Consider the following 15,646-nt stretch of genomic DNA (forward strand, 5'->3'; position numbering starts at 1 on the left):
GGAAGACTCGATGTTCCTGGGCCAGGGCCCGCAAGTCCTTTCGGCGCGGTTTCGGCGTGTTTCGTTTTATGTCGACGACGCGCGCTGCGCGAGCGAATGCACGGCCATCAGGCCTTGAGCGCCAGCATGGAGGCCGGATCGTCCGAGCTGACGACCTCCTGCGCCCACGCCTCCAGCTTGCTCACGTCCGCGCGCAGCACCTCCTGCTTCACGGCCAGGATCTGCGAGGGATGCATCGAGAAGCTGCGCAGGCCCAGGCCCAGCAGCAGGCGCGTGAAGCCCACATCGCCCGCCATTTCGCCGCACACGCTCACCGGCTTGCCCAGCCGCCGGCATTCGGCAATGGTGTCGGCCACCAGGCGCAGCACCGCCGGATGCGCGGGGTCGTACAAGTGGGCCACCGATTCATCCGCACGGTCGATGGCCAGTGTGTACTGGATGAGGTCGTTGGTGCCGATCGACAGGAAGTCGAAGTGCTTGAGGAAGGTGCGCAGCGTGAGCGCCGCGGCCGGGATCTCGATCATGGCCCCGACCTTGACCACGCCGTAAGCGACGCCGCGGTTGTCGAGTTCGGCGCGGGCGAAGTCCAGCAGCGAAAGCGTCTGCCGGATCTCGCTGGCATGCGCCAGCATCGGAATGAGCAGATGGATCTCGCCGTGCGCCGACGCGCGCAGGATCGCGCGCAGCTGCGTGAGGAACATGGACGGATCGGCCAGGCTCCAGCGGATGGCGCGCAAGCCCAGCGCCGGATTGAGGTGCGAATCCTCGCGCAGCTTGCCGTCCAGCGGCTTGTCGGCGCCGACGTCGATGGTGCGGATGGTCACCGGCATGCCCTGCATGCCTTCCACCGCGCGCTTGTAGGCCTGGTACTGCTCCTCTTCGTTGGGCAGCCGCGTCTGGTGCTGCTGCTGCTCGCGGCCCATGAACAGGAACTCGCTGCGAAACAGCCCGACGCCGACCGCGCCGGCCTTGACCGCGCCCAGCGTGTCTTCGGGCATCTCGATGTTGGCCAGCAGGTCGACGCGCTGGCCGTCGAGCGTGACCGCCGGCTTGTGGCGCAGGCGCGAAAGCCGGTCGCGCTCCAGGTCGCCCTGGCGCTGCTTGAAGCCGTACTCGGCCAGGATGATCGGCGACGGGTCGATGATGACCACGCCGCTGTCGCCATCGATGATGACCCAGTCGTCTTGCCGCACCAACTGGCTCACGCTGCGCGCGCCCACCACGGCCGGAATGTCCATGCTGCGCGCCACGATGGCGGTGTGCGAGGTGCGCCCGCCCACGTCGGTGACGAAGCCGGCGAACACGCTCTTCTTGAATTGCAGCATGTCGGCCGGCGCGAGATCGTGCGCGATGAGCACCAGCGGTGCGTCGAAGGCATCGGCCGCCAGCGGGTCCAGCGCTTCGTCATGCTTGTGCTTGGGCCGCGGCGGCGTGGGCGCGAGCACCGCGGCCGTGCCCTTCATCTGGTGCAGCATGCGCTCCACCACCTGCTCCAGGTCGGCCTTGCGCTCGCGCAGGTACTCGTCCTCCATCTCGTCGAACTGGCGCGCGATGTTTTCCAGCTGGGTGGTGAGCGCCCACTCGGCGTTGTACAGGCGCTCGCTGATCCAGTGCTTGACGCCGCCCGTGAGCGCCTCGTCCTGCAGCAGCATCAGATGGACGTCGAGCAATGCGGCCAGTTCGTGGGGTGCGTCGTTGGGCCCCATCTGGGCCACGCTGGCCTGCAGGCGGTGCAGTTCGCCGGTGACGGCGTCGCGCGCGGCCCGTACCCGGTCGATCTCGGACTCGACCTCTTCCGGCTTGATGAAATAGTGCGCCACGTCCAGCCGGCTGGACACCACCATGACCGCGCGCCCGATGGCAATGCCGCGGGCGACCGGCAGGCCGTGGATGGAAAGAGTCATGAGCGAAGCTCCGGCCAAGCGCCGGGCCGCCCCAAGCGCGGCCAGCCCCCTCGGGGGGTGGCGTTACACGGCGCGCAGCGGCGTGAAAAGCCTGGGGGCCTCATTACTCGCCTTCGCCGAACTTGTCGTTCATCAGGGCCACCAGCGCATCCATGGCCTGCTCCTCCTGCTCGCCGTTGGTCTCCAGCTCGATGGTCACGCCGATGCCGGCGGCCAGCATCATCACGCCCATGATGCTCTTGGCGTTCACCCGGCGGTCCCCGCGCGAGAGCCACACCTCGCACGGGTAGCTGCCTGCCAGCTTGGTGAGCTTGGCCGAGGCCCGCGCATGCAGCCCGAGCTTATTGCTGATGGTCACGGATTTCTTGATCACTGTGCTTTCTTTTTGCCTGATTCTGGGGTGCGGCCACCGCCACCTGCATGACGCCCGATGTGCCGCCGGCGATGGCGCGCTGCACCTGGGCATCGAGCGGCTCGTTGCGATAGGTGACGGCCCGCAGCAGCATGGGCAGGTTGACGCCCGCGACCAGCCGCGTGTGGGTGCCGTCGACAAGCTTCTGCGCAACGTTGCACGGCGTGGCGCCGAACACGTCGGCCAGCACCAGCACCTTGGAGCGCGGCGAGCGGCCCAGCTGCTGCGCCAGCGTGATGCGCGCGGCGGCCAGCGTCTCCTCGGGCGACACGTTGGGCTGCACGTCGATGGCGGCGATGTCCTGCTCGCAATCGGGAAACACGTGCAGCGCGCATTGGCGCAGGGCGTGCGCCAGGGGTGCGTGGGCGATGAGAAGAATGCTGTTCATGCGATGCGGGCCGCTTCTTCAGCCATTATGAGGCGCGCGGTCTGGATCGTAGAAGCATCGCGCCGGTGCCGGCCAGAGCATGCATTCCCTGTCCACCGTTCGGCCGCTCAAGGCAGGCGCATGCCTTCGAAAAAGGTCTGGACGGACTCCGGCGCCGACGGCGTGCCCAGGACCGTGGCCTGGTACAGCGAAACGGTGCCGTTGCGCTGCTGGTGTGCAAACCACAGCTGCCGCACCTGCTGGCGCGGCGATGGCGCCCCCGCCTCACCGTCGGCCTCGAACCGCAGGGGTGCGGGCGCGGCCGCCGCACGGGGCACGGTGGCAGGATGCTCCTCGATGCGAGCGCCCGCCCACTGCGCGCGCGCCTGGCTGTGCCATGCGGCGAGCCAGCTTTGCGCCTGCACCGCATCCGAAGCGCTGGCCTGGGCGATGGCGAAGGTCGCGCCGCCGGCCTCGCAGCCGATCATCCGCACCGCCACCGACTGGCTGCCCAGGCGCAGGTCACGTTCGGCTCGATCAGCCTTGCAGGGAAGGAGCGCTACCAGCTCCGCATCGCCGCCGACGGGGACTTCGCGCCAGTTGAAGACCGGGCTGCAGGCGGCGGCCAGGAAAGCTGCCAGCGCCGCCAGGAACACGAAACGGCCGAAGGGGACGAAGGTCATGGGGAGGCGATTATGGTGGCCGCCATGCCGGCAGCAGAGTTTGCCCGTGGGAACTAAAATCGCCCGGTCCAGTTCGACCTCAGCCATGAAGAAAAACGCCGTTATCGCCGCCGCCCTTGCGCTTGCCCTGGCCGTTGGCGTGGGCGTCTACATGCAGACGGGGGTTTCCGCCGCGCCGGCCTCGACCTTCGTGTTGCTCGACGGCAGCAAGAAGAGCACCGACGACCTCAAGGGCAAGGTGACGCTGGTCAACTTCTGGGCCACCAGCTGCACCACCTGTGTCGGCGAAATGCCGAAGGTGATCGCCACCTACGAGAAGTACCGCCAGCAGGGGTACGACACCCTGGCGGTGGCCATGAGCTACGACCCGCCGGCCTACGTGGTCAACTTTGCGCAGACGCGCAAGCTGCCATTCAAGGTCGCCATCGACAACACCGGTGCGGTGGCCAAGGCCTGGGGCGATGTGCAGCTCACCCCGACCACCTACCTGGTCAACAAGCGCGGGGAAATCGTCAAGCGCTATGTCGGCGAACCTGACTTCGCCGAACTGCACAAGCTGATCGAGAAGCTGCTGGCCGAAGCCTGAGGGGCACTGGTTGCACAGGGAAGGGCGCCGTCGGCGCCCTTTTTTGTCCTATCTGCTCCTGAACGTGTCGTGGCAGGACTTGCAGGTCTCCCCGGTCGCCGCGACCTGGGCCTTGATGGCATCCAGGTTGCCGCCCTTGGCCGCAGCGGCCAGCTTTTCCGTGTCGGCCTGCAGTTTGTCGCTCAGTTCCTTGAACTTGGCCTGCTCCTTCCAGATGTCCGGCTTGGCCTTGCCACCCTCGGTGCCAGGGGCGAAGCCGGCCCACGGCAGCTTGGAAATGGTCGCGACCAGTTCCGCATTGGCAGCGGCCGCCGCGGCATCGAAGGGCACACGCCCATTGGCCATGGCGGCCACCCGGCCGAAATGCTGGCTCTGCAGGAACATGGCACTTTGCCGGTAGTGGATGGCATCTTCCGACTTGGCGAACTGCGCGGCCGCAGGCGCGGCCGCCACAGCGCCGGCCGCAGCCAGCAGGAGCGAAGCAAGGCGAATGTTCATGGGTTTCCTTTGTTGGACGTGGGAACCGCCCCGCAACGGTGCGGCGCGCCAGTTTAGGAGGCGCCGGACAGAAGCGCATAGAAACAACCCCGAGGCTGCGCGGCGCCCAGCTTTGCTAATCTGCGCCTTCGATCACTCGCGCGGCGCCCCAAGGCGAGCCGCCAACTTGATGCCCGACCCTTCTGCCTTATCCACCGGTTTCGGCGAGCTCGACGCCAGCCCGACCCAGCGCGTGCGGGTGTGGGACCTTCCGACGCGGATCTTTCACTGGGCATTGGCAGTGGCTGTCGTCGGCCAGATCGCGACCGGCCTTTCGGGTGTCATGGCGTGGCACTTGCGAAACGGCTACTTGGTGCTGGCGCTGCTGATGTTTCGCCTGGTCTGGGGCTTCGTCGGTGGCCACTGGTCGCGCTTTGCCAGCTTTGTGCATTCGCCGTCGGCGCTGGTCGGCTACCTGCGCGGCCGGGCGCGCCCCGAGCAGCTCGTGGGCCATACGCCGCTGGGTGCGCTGTCGGTATTCGCGATGCTGGCCATTCTGGTGGCGCAGGTCGCCACGGGCCTGGTGGCGGACGACGAGATCTCCGCATCGGGCCCGCTGACGCGCTTCGTGTCCAGCGCGACGGTGAGCCTGGCGAGCGCGTGGCATACAACGGCGGGCAAGTGGATCGTCCTGGCCCTGGTGGTCCTGCATGTGCTGGCCATCGTTTTCTATGCGCTCGTGCGGCACCAGCACCTGGTCAAGCCGATGGTCTCGGGCGACAAGTTGCTGATGCAGCTTGCGCCGGCCAGCCGTGACACCGCCGGCTCTCGCCTGCTGGCGCTGATCGTCTTCGGAGCCTGCGCGGGCTTCGCCTACTGGATCTCGACCTTGCGTCTATGAGCTTTACCGCTTCCCGCCCGCTGCCGCTGGCCAACACACCCAACGTGATCATCATCACTGCCGTGGAGCCGCGCGAAATCGAAGCGACGCGCGGCATCTTCCGCGAGTACGCCGACTCGCTCGACGTGGATCTGTGCTTCCAGAACTTCGAGGATGAATTGGCCAGCCTCCCGGGCGACTATGCCGAGCCGCGGGGCGCGCTTCTGCTGGCACTCATCGACGCCTCGCCGCAAGACGGTATCGCCAACGCGCCAGAGGTCACTCGCGGCGACGGCCGCCCAGCCCATGTCGCGGCGTGCTGCGGGCTGCGGCCACTGGACGCGGCCGACTATCCGAACGCCGCGGAAATGAAGCGGCTGTATGTCCGCCCGGCCTTTCGCGGCATGGGGTTGGGGCGCCAGTTGGCAGAAGCCATCCTGGACGCCGCGCGCGGCGCCGGCTATGCCTGCGTCCTGCTCGACACGCTGGACGACATGGAAGCCGCCCGCACGCTCTACGAAGACCTGGGGTTCGAGGAAGTGCCGCCCTACTATCACAACCCGATCGCGGGCTCGCACTACCTCAAGGTCGATCTCTGAACGCGGGCCGCGCCTGCGGCCCGCGTGCGGTCAACCCTTGGCTTGCTTGAGCAGCGTGTCGGCGTCGCTCACTTCGAACTTGCCCGGGGCCTCGACGTTGAGCGAGGCGACCTTGCCGTCCTTGACCAGCATCGAATAGCGATTGCTGCGCAGGCCCATGCCGCGCGCGGTCAGGTCCAGCGTGAGGCCGGTGGCCTTGGCGAAGTCTGCGCTGCCGTCGGCCAGCATGCGCACCTTGCCGTCGGTCTTCTGGTCGCGGGCCCAGGCGCCCATCACGAAGGCGTCGTTCACGCTGACGCACCAGATCTCGTCCACACCGGCGGCCTTGAACTGGTCGAACTGCTGCACGTAGCCCGGCACGTGCTTGGCCGAGCATGTCGGGGTGAAAGCACCCGGCAGCGCAAACAGCGCGATGGTCTTGCCGGCCGAAGCCTTGGCGACGTCCACCGGATTCGGGCCGATGCTGCAGCCCTCGCCTTCGACTTCCGAATATTCCTGCAGCGTGGCGTTGGGAAGGTTGTCGCCTACTTTGATCATTGATATCACTCCAAAAAAGAAAAACGGCCCAACATTGTGGGCCGTTTTCGATTCCGCCGTCGGGCGGCATGCGAGAGGTGTGTCTTAGACGACAGCAGCCTTCTCGACCAGGCGGGTAACCACCCAGTTCTTGGTCTTCGAGATCGGACGCGATTCGGTGATCTCGATGATGTCGCCCAGCTTGTATTCGCCCTTTTCGTCGTGGGCGTGGTACTTGCTGGTCTTGGCCACGATCTTGCCGTAGAGCTCGTGCTTCACACGACGCTCGACCAGCACGGTCACGGTCTTGGCGCGCTTGTCGCTGACGACCTTGCCGATCAGGGTGCGCTTGAGGGATTTTTTAGCTTCCGTCATGTTCACTCCTTACTTGGCGGCTTGCTCTTGCTTTTGAGCAAGGATGGTCTTGGCGCGAGCGATGTCGCGGCGCGTGGTACGCAGCGTTGCCAGGTTCGACAGCTGCTGCGTGGCCTTTTGCATGCGCAGGCCGAAGTGGGCCTTCTGCAGGTCCTTGATTTCGGCTTGCAGGCCAGCGACGTCCTTTTCGCGCAGCGCAGCGGCCTTGCTCACCTTGGCCGGGGCGGCCTTCTTGTTGCGGGTTGCCATGTTCGTGTCCTCCTGAATCAGGCGCCGAGCTGGCGTGCAACGAAGGTGGTGCGCAGCGGCAGCTTGGCGGCAGCCAGGCGGAACGCTTCGCGTGCGAGTTCTTCCGGAACGCCGACGATCTCGTAGATCACCTTGCCCGGCTGGATCTCAGCCACGTAGTACTCGGGGTTGCCCTTGCCGTTACCCATCCGCACTTCTGCGGGCTTGGTGGAAATCGGCTTGTCGGGGAACACACGAATCCAGATGCGGCCACCGCGCTTCACGTGACGCGAGATGGCACGACGTGCGGCTTCGATCTGGCGCGCCGTGAGGCGGCCGCGATCCACCGACTTGAGGCCGAAGTCGCCGAAGGAGACGGCATTACCGCGCGTTGCCACGCCGGTGTTGCGACCCTTCTGCTCCTTACGGTACTTTCTGCGTGCAGGTTGCAGCATGTTGTTTACTCCGTAGTTCTAAGCCCGATTACTCGGACTTGGCACCGTCCGCTGCTGCAGCGGGCGCGGCTTTGCGGACGCGCTTAACGGCGGGTTTCGAGTCTGCACCGGTGGCTTCGGCAGGCTTGTCGCTGCCGTCGGCCGGAGCGGTGTTGCCACCGATGGGGCCGCGGGCACCAGCGCGCGGGCCACGGCGGTCCGAACCGGGACGGTCGCCACCAGGACGGCCATCACGACGCGGGCCACGGGGGCGGCGCTCTTCTTCGGGACGCGGGGTCTCGACGGCGGGCAGGTCGTTGCGGCCCAGCGTGTCGCCCTTGTAGACCCACACCTTGACGCCGATGACGCCGTAGGTGGTCTTGGCTTCGGAGAAGCCGTAGTCGATGTCGGCACGCAGGGTGTGCAGCGGCACGCGGCCTTCGCGATACCACTCGGTGCGAGCGATTTCGATGCCGTTCAGGCGGCCGGCGGACATGATCTTGATGCCCTGTGCGCCCAGGCGCATGGCGTTCTGCATCGCGCGCTTCATGGCGCGGCGGAACATGATGCGCTTTTCGAGCTGCTGGGTGATCGAGTCGGCGATCAGCTGAGCATCGATTTCGGGCTTGCGCACTTCCTCGATGTTCACGGCCACCGGCACGCCCAGCTGCTTGCCCAGGTCGCGCTTGAGGTTCTCGATGTCCTCGCCCTTCTTGCCGATCACGACGCCCGGACGAGCCGAGTAGATCGTGATGCGTGCGTTCTTGGCGGGGCGCTCGATCAGCACGCGCGACACGGACGCGTTCTTGAGCTTCTTCTTCAGGTACTCGCGCACCTTGATGTCTTCGGCCAGCATGCCCGCGAAATCGCGGTCATTGGCGTACCAGCGGCTGGCCCAGTTGCGGCTGACCGCAAGGCGGAAGCCGGTCGGGTGGATTTTCTGTCCCATAGTCTTCCAGACCTACTTAGTTGCCAACCGTCACGTACACGTGGCACGTGGGCTTGCTGATGCGATTGCCGCGGCCCTTTGCACGGGCCGTGAAGCGCTTGAGCGTGGCGCCTTGCTCGACGTAGATGGTCTTGACCTTCAGCTCGTCGATGTCGGCACCGTCGTTGTGCTCTGCGTTGGCGATGGCCGACTCGAGCACCTTCTTGACGATCACAGCGGCCTTCTTCTGCGTGAACTGCAGGATGTTGAGCGCTTGATCGACCTTCTTGCCGCGGATCAGGTCGGCGACCAGACGGCCCTTATCGACCGAGAGGCGGACGCCGCGGAGGACTGCACGTGTTTCAGACATGGTCTTCTCCTATTACTTCTTCTGGACTTTCTTGTCCGCGGGGTGGCCCTTGAACGTGCGCGTGAGCGCAAATTCGCCGAGCTTGTGGCCGACCATCTGATCGGTGATGTACACAGGCACGTGTTGCTTGCCGTTGTGCACGGCGATGGTCAGACCGATGAACTCGGGCAGCACCATCGAGCGACGCGACCAGGTCTTGATCGGCTTCTTGTCCTTGGTGGTCACGGCCTTGTCGGCCTTGGCCAACAGGTGGTGATCGACGAACGGACCCTTTTTGAGAGAGCGAGTCATGAACGTGTCCCTTACTTCTTGCGACGCGACACGATGAAGACTTGCGTGCGCTTGTTGTTACGGGTGCGATAGCCCTTGGTGAGGTTGCCCCACGGGTCGACAGGGTGACGGCCTTCGCCGGTCTTGCCCTCGCCACCACCGTGCGGGTGGTCCACCGGGTTCATCACCACGCCGCGAACGGTCGGGCGAATACCCATGTGACGCTTCACACCGGCCTTGCCGAGCTGGCGCAGGCTGTGTTCTTCGTTCGCGACTTCACCAATGGTGGCGCGGCACTCGATGTGGATCTTGCGAACTTCACCGGAGCGCATGCGAACCTGGGCGTACACGCCTTCGCGTGCCAGCAGGGTTGCAGACGTACCAGCCGAGCGGGCGATCTGCGCGCCCTTGCCGGGTTGCAGTTCGATGCAATGGATGGTCGAGCCCACCGGGATGTTGCGGATCGGCAGGGTGTTGCCGGCGCGGATCGGCGCTTCGGAACCGCTCAGCAGCGTGGCGCCTGCTTCCAGGCCGCGCGGAGCGATGATGTAGCGGCGCTCGCCGTCGGCATAGCACACCAGCGCGATGTGCGCCGAACGGTTCGGGTCGTATTCGATGCGCTCGACCTTGGCCGGGATGCCGTCCTTGTTGCGCACGAAGTCGACCACGCGGTAGTGGTGCTTGTGACCACCGCCCTTGTGACGGGTGGTGATGTGGCCGTTGTTGTTGCGGCCGGCCTTCTGGAACTGGGGTTCCAGCAGGGGAGCGTAGGCGTCACCCTTGTACAGGTGATCACGCGAGATCTTCACCGCGCCGCGTTGGCCCGGCGAAGTGGGTTTCAGCTTGATGACGGCCATGATTTAAGCGCCCTCTCCGACGAGGTTGAGCTCCTGACCCTGCTTGAGCGTCACGTAGGCCTTGCGAACGTTGTCGCGGCGGCCGACCGACTTGCCGAAGCGCTTGGTCTTGCCCTTGATGTTGGCAACGGACACGCCCTTGACCTCGACCTTGAACATGAGTTCGACGGCGGCCTTGATCTCCGGCTTGGTGGCGTCCTGCAGCACCTTGAAAGTGACGGCATTCGACTTCTCGCCGACCATCGTGGCCTTTTCGGACACGATCGGAGCGACCAGCACCTGCATCAGGCGGCCTTCGTCGAACGTACGTTGTGCGGGGGTGGGGTTCACGCGGCTCATGCGAACATCTCCTTGAGCTTGTCGACCGCGCCCTTGGTCACCAGCACCTTCTTGTAGTGCACCAGCGACACGGGGTCGGCGTAACGCGGCTCAACCACCAGCACGTTCACGAGGTTGCGCGAGGCCAGGTACAGGTTCTCGTCGACTTCCTCGGCGATCACGAGCACGGACTCGAGATTCATCGCCTTGAACTTGGCGGCCAGGGGCTTGGTCTTGGGCGAGTCGACCTTGATGGAGTCGACGACAGCCAGACGGCCTTCACGGGCGAGCTGCGAGAAGATGGACGCCATGCCGGCGCGGTACATCTTCTTGTTGATCTTCTGGGTGAAGTTTTCTTCCGGGCTGTTCGGGAAGATGCGGCCGCCCCCGCGCCACAGCGGCGAGGAAGTCATACCGGCACGGGCGCGGCCCGTTCCCTTTTGCTTGAAAGGCTTCTTGGTCGAGTGCTTGACCTGCTCGCGGTCCTTCTGGGCACGGGTGCCCTGGCGCGCGTTGGCCTGGTAAGCGACGACGATCTGGTGAACCAGGTCTTCGTTGTAGTCACGACCGAAAACGGTCTCGGGGGCGTCGAACTTCGACGCGGCCTGACCTTGTTCGTTCAGGAGTTCGAGTTCCATTACTTCGCTCCTTGTGCGGTCGCCTTGGCCTTGATGGCCGGACGGACGGTCACGAAACCGCCCTTGGCGCCCGGGATCGCGCCCTTGATCAGCAGCAGCTGACGGGCTTCGTCGATGCGGATGACGTCCAGGTTCTGGGTGGTGACGGTTTCGTCGCCCATGTGGCCGGTCATCTTCTTGCCCGGGAACACGCGGCCCGGGTCTTGCGCCATCGAGATCGAACCCGGCACGTTGTGCGAACGGCTGTTGCCGTGCGAGGCGCGCTGCGAGCTGAAGTTGTGGCGCTTGATGGTGCCTGCGTAGCCCTTGCCGATCGAGGTGCCTTGCACGTCGACCTTCTGGCCCACCGCAAACACGCTGCCCACGGCGATGGCGCCGCCAGCCTGGTGCTGGGCAGCCGCATCGGCGGTGACACGGAATTCGCGGGTGATTTCACCGGCTTCCACACCCGCCTTGGCGAGGTGGCCGGCTTGCGGCTTGGTCACGCGAGATGCCTTGCGTGCGCCGAACGTCACTTGCAGAGCGACGTAGCCGTCGTTCTCTTGGGTTTTGACCTGGGTCACGCGGTTGTTGGACACGTCCACCACCGTGACAGGAACTGCGTCCCCGTCATCGGTGAACAGGCGCATCATGCCCACCTTGCGGCCCAGCAACCCGAGGGAGTTGCTCAGACTCATTGCTTTTTCTCCAAAACTCCCGCCGCTGCCACTTCAATTGGCGACAGCGTTTGCCCGGTCAAAGGGACTGCGAGAGAAGGTTGATGAATGCTCTGCTAGAGCCGCTCGATACGCCTGGCGCACCTGACGCACCCGCAACGGCAATACGCCCACTCAGGGCGCAAAAAAGGCAGAGCCGGCAATTATAGGACGCGCCGGGTTTTCCCGCAAGTGCGGCGCCCCGCCGCCCTCGCGGGCAGCGCCCTATTTCACCGGCATCACGAGGATCTTGTCGCCGTCCGGCGTGTCCTTGAGCTTGCCGGCTCCCGGCTTCTTGCTGGTGGGCGCGGCGGCGCCCGTCTGGATCGGGATGGACCTCGAACTCGTCAGCCCGCGCTGGGCGGTGAAGACGTTGAGATAGGCCAGGCCTTCTTCCTGCGGGACCACGGTGACCGTCAGCGTGGTCGTTTCGCCGGCTGGCAGGCGGGTCTGCACGCCGCCGGCCGCCAGACGCAGGGCCGGGTCGGCGGTGAACCGCACCGTGCCACCGGCCGAATCATTGATGTTCGCCAGCACGATTTCCACCCGCGCGGGCTGCCCGAGTGCGGGCGTATCCAGAACCCGGTAGCGGACCTCGACACCGGAGCCATTGGGCTTTTGCGCCGCGAGCACGAAAGCGCCGGTCTGCGCAGGCTGCGCTGCATTGGCACAAGCGACCGAGAGCGATGCACCAGCGGCTGCCGCCAAGGCAAGAATTGCGAGACGTTGTCGGGAACTGGTCATGGGCCGCTCACTGGAACTGGACGTTGAAACAGGATGAAGCGTTGTTGTTGGCGTCCTTCACCGCCAGAACGACATCGCCCGCCGGCAAGTTGACCGTCGCGGTCTCGGCGACCCCAAAACCCAGGCTGCTGGCCAGGCGCCCCCCGGCAAATACCTCGAAATCGGGGTCGGATCCGCCTGGCCCTCCCACATTGATCTGATAGGAGCGAGCACTGGGCACCGTCATCCGGAAATAGGCAAAGTTGCCCAGCTTGTTGTCGTTGCCATACTGGTTGGTGACACAGGCTCTGGCGGCCCCGCTATTCACGTTGACATACATCGGCTCAGCCGGGAGCCCTGCGCGGTTGGTTTCGCTCGTCGCCCACGGATCATTGGTGGCGCCGCTGATCGACTGCGCCACAAGCAAAGCGGACAGGTCGGAACTGGCAGCCGGCACCGCGGCCGCGTAGGCCGCAGCAAAGGCGTGGATCGTGGTGACCGTGCGGGTGCTGCGCAAACCACCCGCCATCGCCTGATGGATACCCGCGAAGCCGAAGCGGCCGTTGAGCTGCCAGATGACCGATTGCACCGATGCCTCGCGGTACCAGCCGAGCGGCCCGCCGGGATTCGCGATCAGGTCCATGTTCAGCCCCGCGCCCTGTGCAGCCTCCATCGAATCGGTGTAATTGCGCCTTTCGAGCGCGATGCCCGACCAGGCATTGCCCCAGCCTTCGGAAAAGGCCAGGCGCTGGTCCAGCAATTGGGCGATATCGTGCGAGCCGCCTGGGGAGTCGTCGCGGCTGAAGACATGCTGGTAGTAGTGCCCCCATTCGTGCGCCACGACGGGTGCGTCGAACTCGTCCGTATCGACGTTCTCCTTGCCCAGCACGTAAATGGCCAACCCGGCGTTGGTGTCCGCGAACGATGTGGTGCCGATCTGCCCGAGTGCGATCCGGCCTTCGGACGGTGCATTCTGCGTGCTCCAGAACACCCGCAATTCTGGAAAGCTGGCCTCGGGCGCCACCGATGCCACCTTGCCCATGGCCGTGTAGACGGTGTCCAGGATGGCGAATGGGGCAGCGGCGCGCTCTCCGGTATAGCCGGCGCCGCCCCACCCGGAAGCGGCGTGAAGATCGCGCGTGGCCGACCCGCCCGCAACGGCGAAAGAGGGCGATTCCATCGCATACAGGGCGTCCGAGCGCGTGTTGTCGCGCACGCTGACATTCCAGGTGGGTCCGGGCCCCTGGCGCGTCAGTTGGGCGCGCACCCGCACGCTGATCTGCCCGCGCGGAGAAACCGTCACCGAGTACTGGCCGTTGCCGTCGGTGGCCGTGCTGGCCAGAACCACGCCTGTCTGCGGGTCGACGATGTCCACGCCGGCGCCGCGCACCGCCCTGGAGACGGTCGCCTTGTAGTCCAGCGCCCCGCTCGGGTTGGGCACGTAGTCGTAGCTCACGGTGCCGCTGATGGTGGCCGTTGCGCCTGATCCAACGCCGCCGCCTCCTCCTCCGCCGCCACACCCCCCGAGGCCGATAGCGAGCGCAAGCACCCCCAGGCGCAGCAGGCGTCGCATATTCATCTGGCGTCCTTCCTTGGCTTCGAACACCGCATCGGCGGTTTCGGCGAGCATGCCACATTTGAAAGCCTCGCCTCAACGAAAAAGGCCCGTTCGCATCGCTGCGAACGGGCCTTGGCGGAATTCGCCTACAGGCGACTTACTGGAGCTTGATTTCCACGTCGACGCCGGCCGGCAGGTCGAGCTTCATCAGCGCGTCCACGGTCTTGTCGGTGGGATCAACGATGTCCATCAGACGCTGGTGCGTGCGGATCTCGAACTGGTCGCGGCTCGACTTGTTGACGTGCGGCGAACGCAGGATGTCGAAACGACGCATGCGGGTCGGCAGGGGCACCGGGCCCTTGACGATCGCGCCGGTGCGCTTGGCGGTGTCCACGATCTCGGCAGCCGACTGGTCGATCAGCTTGTAGTCGAAGGCCTTGAGGCGGATGCGGATCTTTTGCTTGGTAGCCATGGTGCTTTCGTCCCTCTCGCGCGATTACTCGAGGATCTTGGCCACGACGCCCGAACCCACGGTGCGGCCGCCTTCGCGGATGGCGAAGCGCAGGCCTTCTTCCATGGCGATGGGGGCGATCAGCTTGACGGTGATCGACACGTTGTCGCCGGGCATGACCATTTCCTTGTCCTTGGGCAGCTCGATGGAGCCCGTGACGTCGGTCGTGCGGAAGTAGAACTGCGGACGGTAGTTGTTGAAGAACGGCGTGTGACGGCCACCTTCGTCCTTGGAGAGGACATACACCTCGGCGGTGAAGTGCGTGTGCGGCTTGATGGAACCGGGCTTGCACAGCACCTGGCCGCGCTCGACTTCTTCGCGCTTGGTGCCGCGCAGCAGCACGCCCACGTTGTCGCCGGCCTGACCCTGGTCCAGCAGCTTGCGGAACATTTCCACGCCCGTGCAGGTGGTCTTCTGGGTGGGACGGATACCGACGATTTCGATTTCCTCGCCGACCTTGATCACACCGCGCTCGACGGCGCCGGTGACCACCGTGCCGCGGCCGGAGATCGAGAACACGTCTTCCACGGGCATCAGGAAGGTGCCGTCCACCGCGCGCTCAGGCGTGGGGATGTAGCTGTCCAGCGCTTCGGCCAGCTTCATGATGGCGCCTTCGCCCAGCTCGCCCTTGTCGCCTTCCAGCGCCAGCTTGGCCGAGCCGTGGATGATGGGGGTGGCGTCGCCGGGGAATTCGTACTTGTCCAGCAGTTCGCGGACTTCCATTTCCACCAGCTCCAGCAGCTCCTTGTCGTCGACCATGTCGCACTTGTTCAGGAACACGATGATGTAGCCCACGCCCACCTGGCGAGCCAGCAGGATGTGCTCGCGGGTCTGGGGCATCGGGCCGTCAGCGGCCGAGCACACCAGGATGGCGCCGTCCATCTGGGCAGCGCCGGTGATCATGTTCTTCACGTAGTCGGCGTGGCCGGGGCAGTCAACGTGCGCGTAGTGGCGGTTGGCCGTCTCGTACTCGACGTGCGCGGTGTTGATGGTGATGCCGCGCGCCTTTTCTTCGGGAGCCGCGTCGATCTGGTCGTAAGCCTTGGCTTCGCCGCCGAACTTGCTCGACAGCACCGTGGCAATCGCCGCCGTCAGCGTCGTCTTGCCATGGTCCACGTGGCCGATCGTGCCCACGTTCACGTGCGGCTTGGTGCGCTCAAACTTTCCTTTTGCCATTTTCAATCCTTGAAAGAGCAGGCCCGTGTGTTGGTTTTACGTCTGCACCTTGTTGCTTCATCCCTCGCCACGGGCAACGAGGGGCACAAGATCGCAGACCTTGATCAGAGAGGACAGAGCGGCAGAGCCGGTCTGTCCCCT

General features: G+C 65.3%; 23 protein-coding genes. 3 read left to right on the forward strand and 20 right to left on the reverse strand.

Features of this window, described 5'->3' with window-relative positions; all coding sequences use genetic code 11:
- Positions 1–107: 107 nt before the first annotated feature.
- The 4 genes from ptsP to VSO01S_RS04370 form a co-directional block, all read right to left on the reverse strand.
- Positions 108–1,904, reverse strand: a complete 1,797-nt coding sequence (ptsP, locus tag VSO01S_RS04355; RefSeq protein WP_068640568.1) for a phosphoenolpyruvate--protein phosphotransferase — start codon at positions 1,902–1,904, stop codon at positions 108–110.
- A gap of 103 nt (positions 1,905–2,007) precedes the next feature.
- Positions 2,008–2,277: an HPr family phosphocarrier protein gene (locus VSO01S_RS04360; protein ID WP_068640569.1), complete on the reverse strand. Its 270-nt coding sequence runs from the start codon at positions 2,275–2,277 to the stop codon at positions 2,008–2,010.
- Entirely contained in the window at positions 2,246–2,704 is a 459-nt protein-coding gene (locus VSO01S_RS04365; RefSeq protein WP_068640570.1) for a PTS sugar transporter subunit IIA, read from the reverse strand. Before VSO01S_RS04365 ends, VSO01S_RS04360 begins: the two co-directional genes overlap by 32 nt.
- A gap of 107 nt (positions 2,705–2,811) precedes the next feature.
- Positions 2,812–3,453 (reverse strand): hypothetical protein, encoded by a 642-nt coding sequence (locus tag VSO01S_RS04370; protein WP_245684103.1) that lies wholly within the window; start codon positions 3,451–3,453, stop codon positions 2,812–2,814.
- Here VSO01S_RS04370 and VSO01S_RS04375 point away from each other — a divergent pair.
- On the forward strand, positions 3,452–3,952 hold the full coding sequence (locus tag VSO01S_RS04375) for a TlpA family protein disulfide reductase (protein WP_068640572.1): 501 nt from the start codon (positions 3,452–3,454) through the stop codon (positions 3,950–3,952). The genes VSO01S_RS04370 and VSO01S_RS04375 overlap by 2 nt on opposite strands.
- Before the next feature lie 48 nt (positions 3,953–4,000).
- On the opposite strand, the gene VSO01S_RS04380 is transcribed toward VSO01S_RS04375, so the two are convergent.
- Entirely contained in the window at positions 4,001–4,450 is a 450-nt protein-coding gene (locus tag VSO01S_RS04380; RefSeq protein ID WP_068640573.1) for a c-type cytochrome, read from the reverse strand.
- A 169-nt stretch (positions 4,451–4,619) separates the two neighbouring features.
- Between VSO01S_RS04380 and VSO01S_RS04385 the strand changes: the two genes are divergently transcribed.
- Together VSO01S_RS04385 and VSO01S_RS04390 are read left to right on the forward strand one after the other, a co-directional pair.
- Positions 4,620–5,330: a cytochrome b/b6 domain-containing protein gene (locus tag VSO01S_RS04385; protein WP_084241683.1), complete on the forward strand. Its 711-nt coding sequence runs from the start codon at positions 4,620–4,622 to the stop codon at positions 5,328–5,330.
- Positions 5,327–5,908: a GNAT family N-acetyltransferase gene (locus VSO01S_RS04390; RefSeq protein WP_068640574.1), complete on the forward strand. Its 582-nt coding sequence runs from the start codon at positions 5,327–5,329 to the stop codon at positions 5,906–5,908. Before VSO01S_RS04385 ends, VSO01S_RS04390 begins: the two co-directional genes overlap by 4 nt.
- A gap of 30 nt (positions 5,909–5,938) precedes the next feature.
- On the opposite strand, the gene VSO01S_RS04395 is transcribed toward VSO01S_RS04390, so the two are convergent.
- The 15 genes from VSO01S_RS04395 to tuf form a co-directional block, all read right to left on the reverse strand.
- Positions 5,939–6,445, reverse strand: a complete 507-nt coding sequence (locus VSO01S_RS04395) for a peroxiredoxin (RefSeq protein ID WP_068640575.1) — start codon at positions 6,443–6,445, stop codon at positions 5,939–5,941.
- Between the two features lie 84 nt (positions 6,446–6,529).
- The gene (gene rpsQ / locus VSO01S_RS04400) at positions 6,530–6,799 is read right to left on the reverse strand and encodes a 30S ribosomal protein S17 (protein ID WP_068640576.1); all 270 of its coding nucleotides are present in this window, start codon (positions 6,797–6,799) and stop codon (positions 6,530–6,532) included.
- A gap of 9 nt (positions 6,800–6,808) precedes the next feature.
- Positions 6,809–7,012 carry a 50S ribosomal protein L29 gene (gene rpmC, locus VSO01S_RS04405; RefSeq protein WP_068640619.1) on the reverse strand — a complete coding sequence of 68 codons (204 nt, stop codon included), beginning with the start codon at positions 7,010–7,012 and terminating at the stop codon, positions 6,809–6,811.
- A gap of 53 nt (positions 7,013–7,065) precedes the next feature.
- Positions 7,066–7,482, reverse strand: coding sequence for a 50S ribosomal protein L16 (gene rplP / locus VSO01S_RS04410; RefSeq protein ID WP_068640577.1), 417 nt, complete (start codon positions 7,480–7,482; stop codon positions 7,066–7,068).
- A 28-nt stretch (positions 7,483–7,510) separates the two neighbouring features.
- On the reverse strand, positions 7,511–8,410 hold the full coding sequence (gene rpsC / locus VSO01S_RS04415) for a 30S ribosomal protein S3 (protein ID WP_068640578.1): 900 nt from the start codon (positions 8,408–8,410) through the stop codon (positions 7,511–7,513).
- Positions 8,411–8,426: 16 nt separating this feature from the next.
- A complete protein-coding gene (gene rplV / locus VSO01S_RS04420; protein ID WP_019657678.1) occupies positions 8,427–8,759 on the reverse strand; it encodes a 50S ribosomal protein L22 in 333 nt (110 codons plus the stop codon).
- 12 nt (positions 8,760–8,771) lie between these two features.
- A complete protein-coding gene (gene rpsS / locus VSO01S_RS04425) occupies positions 8,772–9,050 on the reverse strand; it encodes a 30S ribosomal protein S19 (RefSeq protein WP_068640579.1) in 279 nt (92 codons plus the stop codon).
- A gap of 11 nt (positions 9,051–9,061) precedes the next feature.
- The gene (rplB, locus tag VSO01S_RS04430; protein WP_068640580.1) at positions 9,062–9,886 is read right to left on the reverse strand and encodes a 50S ribosomal protein L2; all 825 of its coding nucleotides are present in this window, start codon (positions 9,884–9,886) and stop codon (positions 9,062–9,064) included.
- A 3-nt stretch (positions 9,887–9,889) separates the two neighbouring features.
- The gene (rplW, locus tag VSO01S_RS04435) at positions 9,890–10,225 is read right to left on the reverse strand and encodes a 50S ribosomal protein L23 (RefSeq protein ID WP_068640581.1); all 336 of its coding nucleotides are present in this window, start codon (positions 10,223–10,225) and stop codon (positions 9,890–9,892) included.
- Complete coding sequence (gene rplD / locus VSO01S_RS04440) at positions 10,222–10,842, reverse strand: 50S ribosomal protein L4 (protein ID WP_068640582.1); 621 nt, start codon at positions 10,840–10,842, stop codon at positions 10,222–10,224. Before rplD ends, rplW begins: the two co-directional genes overlap by 4 nt.
- The gene (gene rplC / locus VSO01S_RS04445) at positions 10,842–11,519 is read right to left on the reverse strand and encodes a 50S ribosomal protein L3 (RefSeq protein ID WP_068640583.1); all 678 of its coding nucleotides are present in this window, start codon (positions 11,517–11,519) and stop codon (positions 10,842–10,844) included. Before rplC ends, rplD begins: the two co-directional genes overlap by 1 nt.
- A gap of 243 nt (positions 11,520–11,762) precedes the next feature.
- Positions 11,763–12,281 carry a hypothetical protein gene (locus VSO01S_RS04450; RefSeq protein WP_245684104.1) on the reverse strand — a complete coding sequence of 173 codons (519 nt, stop codon included), beginning with the start codon at positions 12,279–12,281 and terminating at the stop codon, positions 11,763–11,765.
- Positions 12,282–12,288: 7 nt separating this feature from the next.
- Positions 12,289–13,890: a carboxypeptidase-like regulatory domain-containing protein gene (locus tag VSO01S_RS04455; RefSeq protein WP_245684105.1), complete on the reverse strand. Its 1,602-nt coding sequence runs from the start codon at positions 13,888–13,890 to the stop codon at positions 12,289–12,291.
- A gap of 85 nt (positions 13,891–13,975) precedes the next feature.
- Entirely contained in the window at positions 13,976–14,290 is a 315-nt protein-coding gene (rpsJ, locus tag VSO01S_RS04460) for a 30S ribosomal protein S10 (RefSeq protein ID WP_068640584.1), read from the reverse strand.
- A 24-nt stretch (positions 14,291–14,314) separates the two neighbouring features.
- On the reverse strand, positions 14,315–15,505 hold the full coding sequence (gene tuf / locus VSO01S_RS04465; RefSeq protein ID WP_068640585.1) for an elongation factor Tu: 1,191 nt from the start codon (positions 15,503–15,505) through the stop codon (positions 14,315–14,317).
- Positions 15,506–15,646: the final 141 nt, after the last annotated feature.

Origin of the sequence: Variovorax soli NBRC 106424, from assembly GCF_001591385.1 — a bacterium.
GTDB classification, from domain to species: domain Bacteria; phylum Pseudomonadota; class Gammaproteobacteria; order Burkholderiales; family Burkholderiaceae_C; genus Variovorax; species Variovorax soli.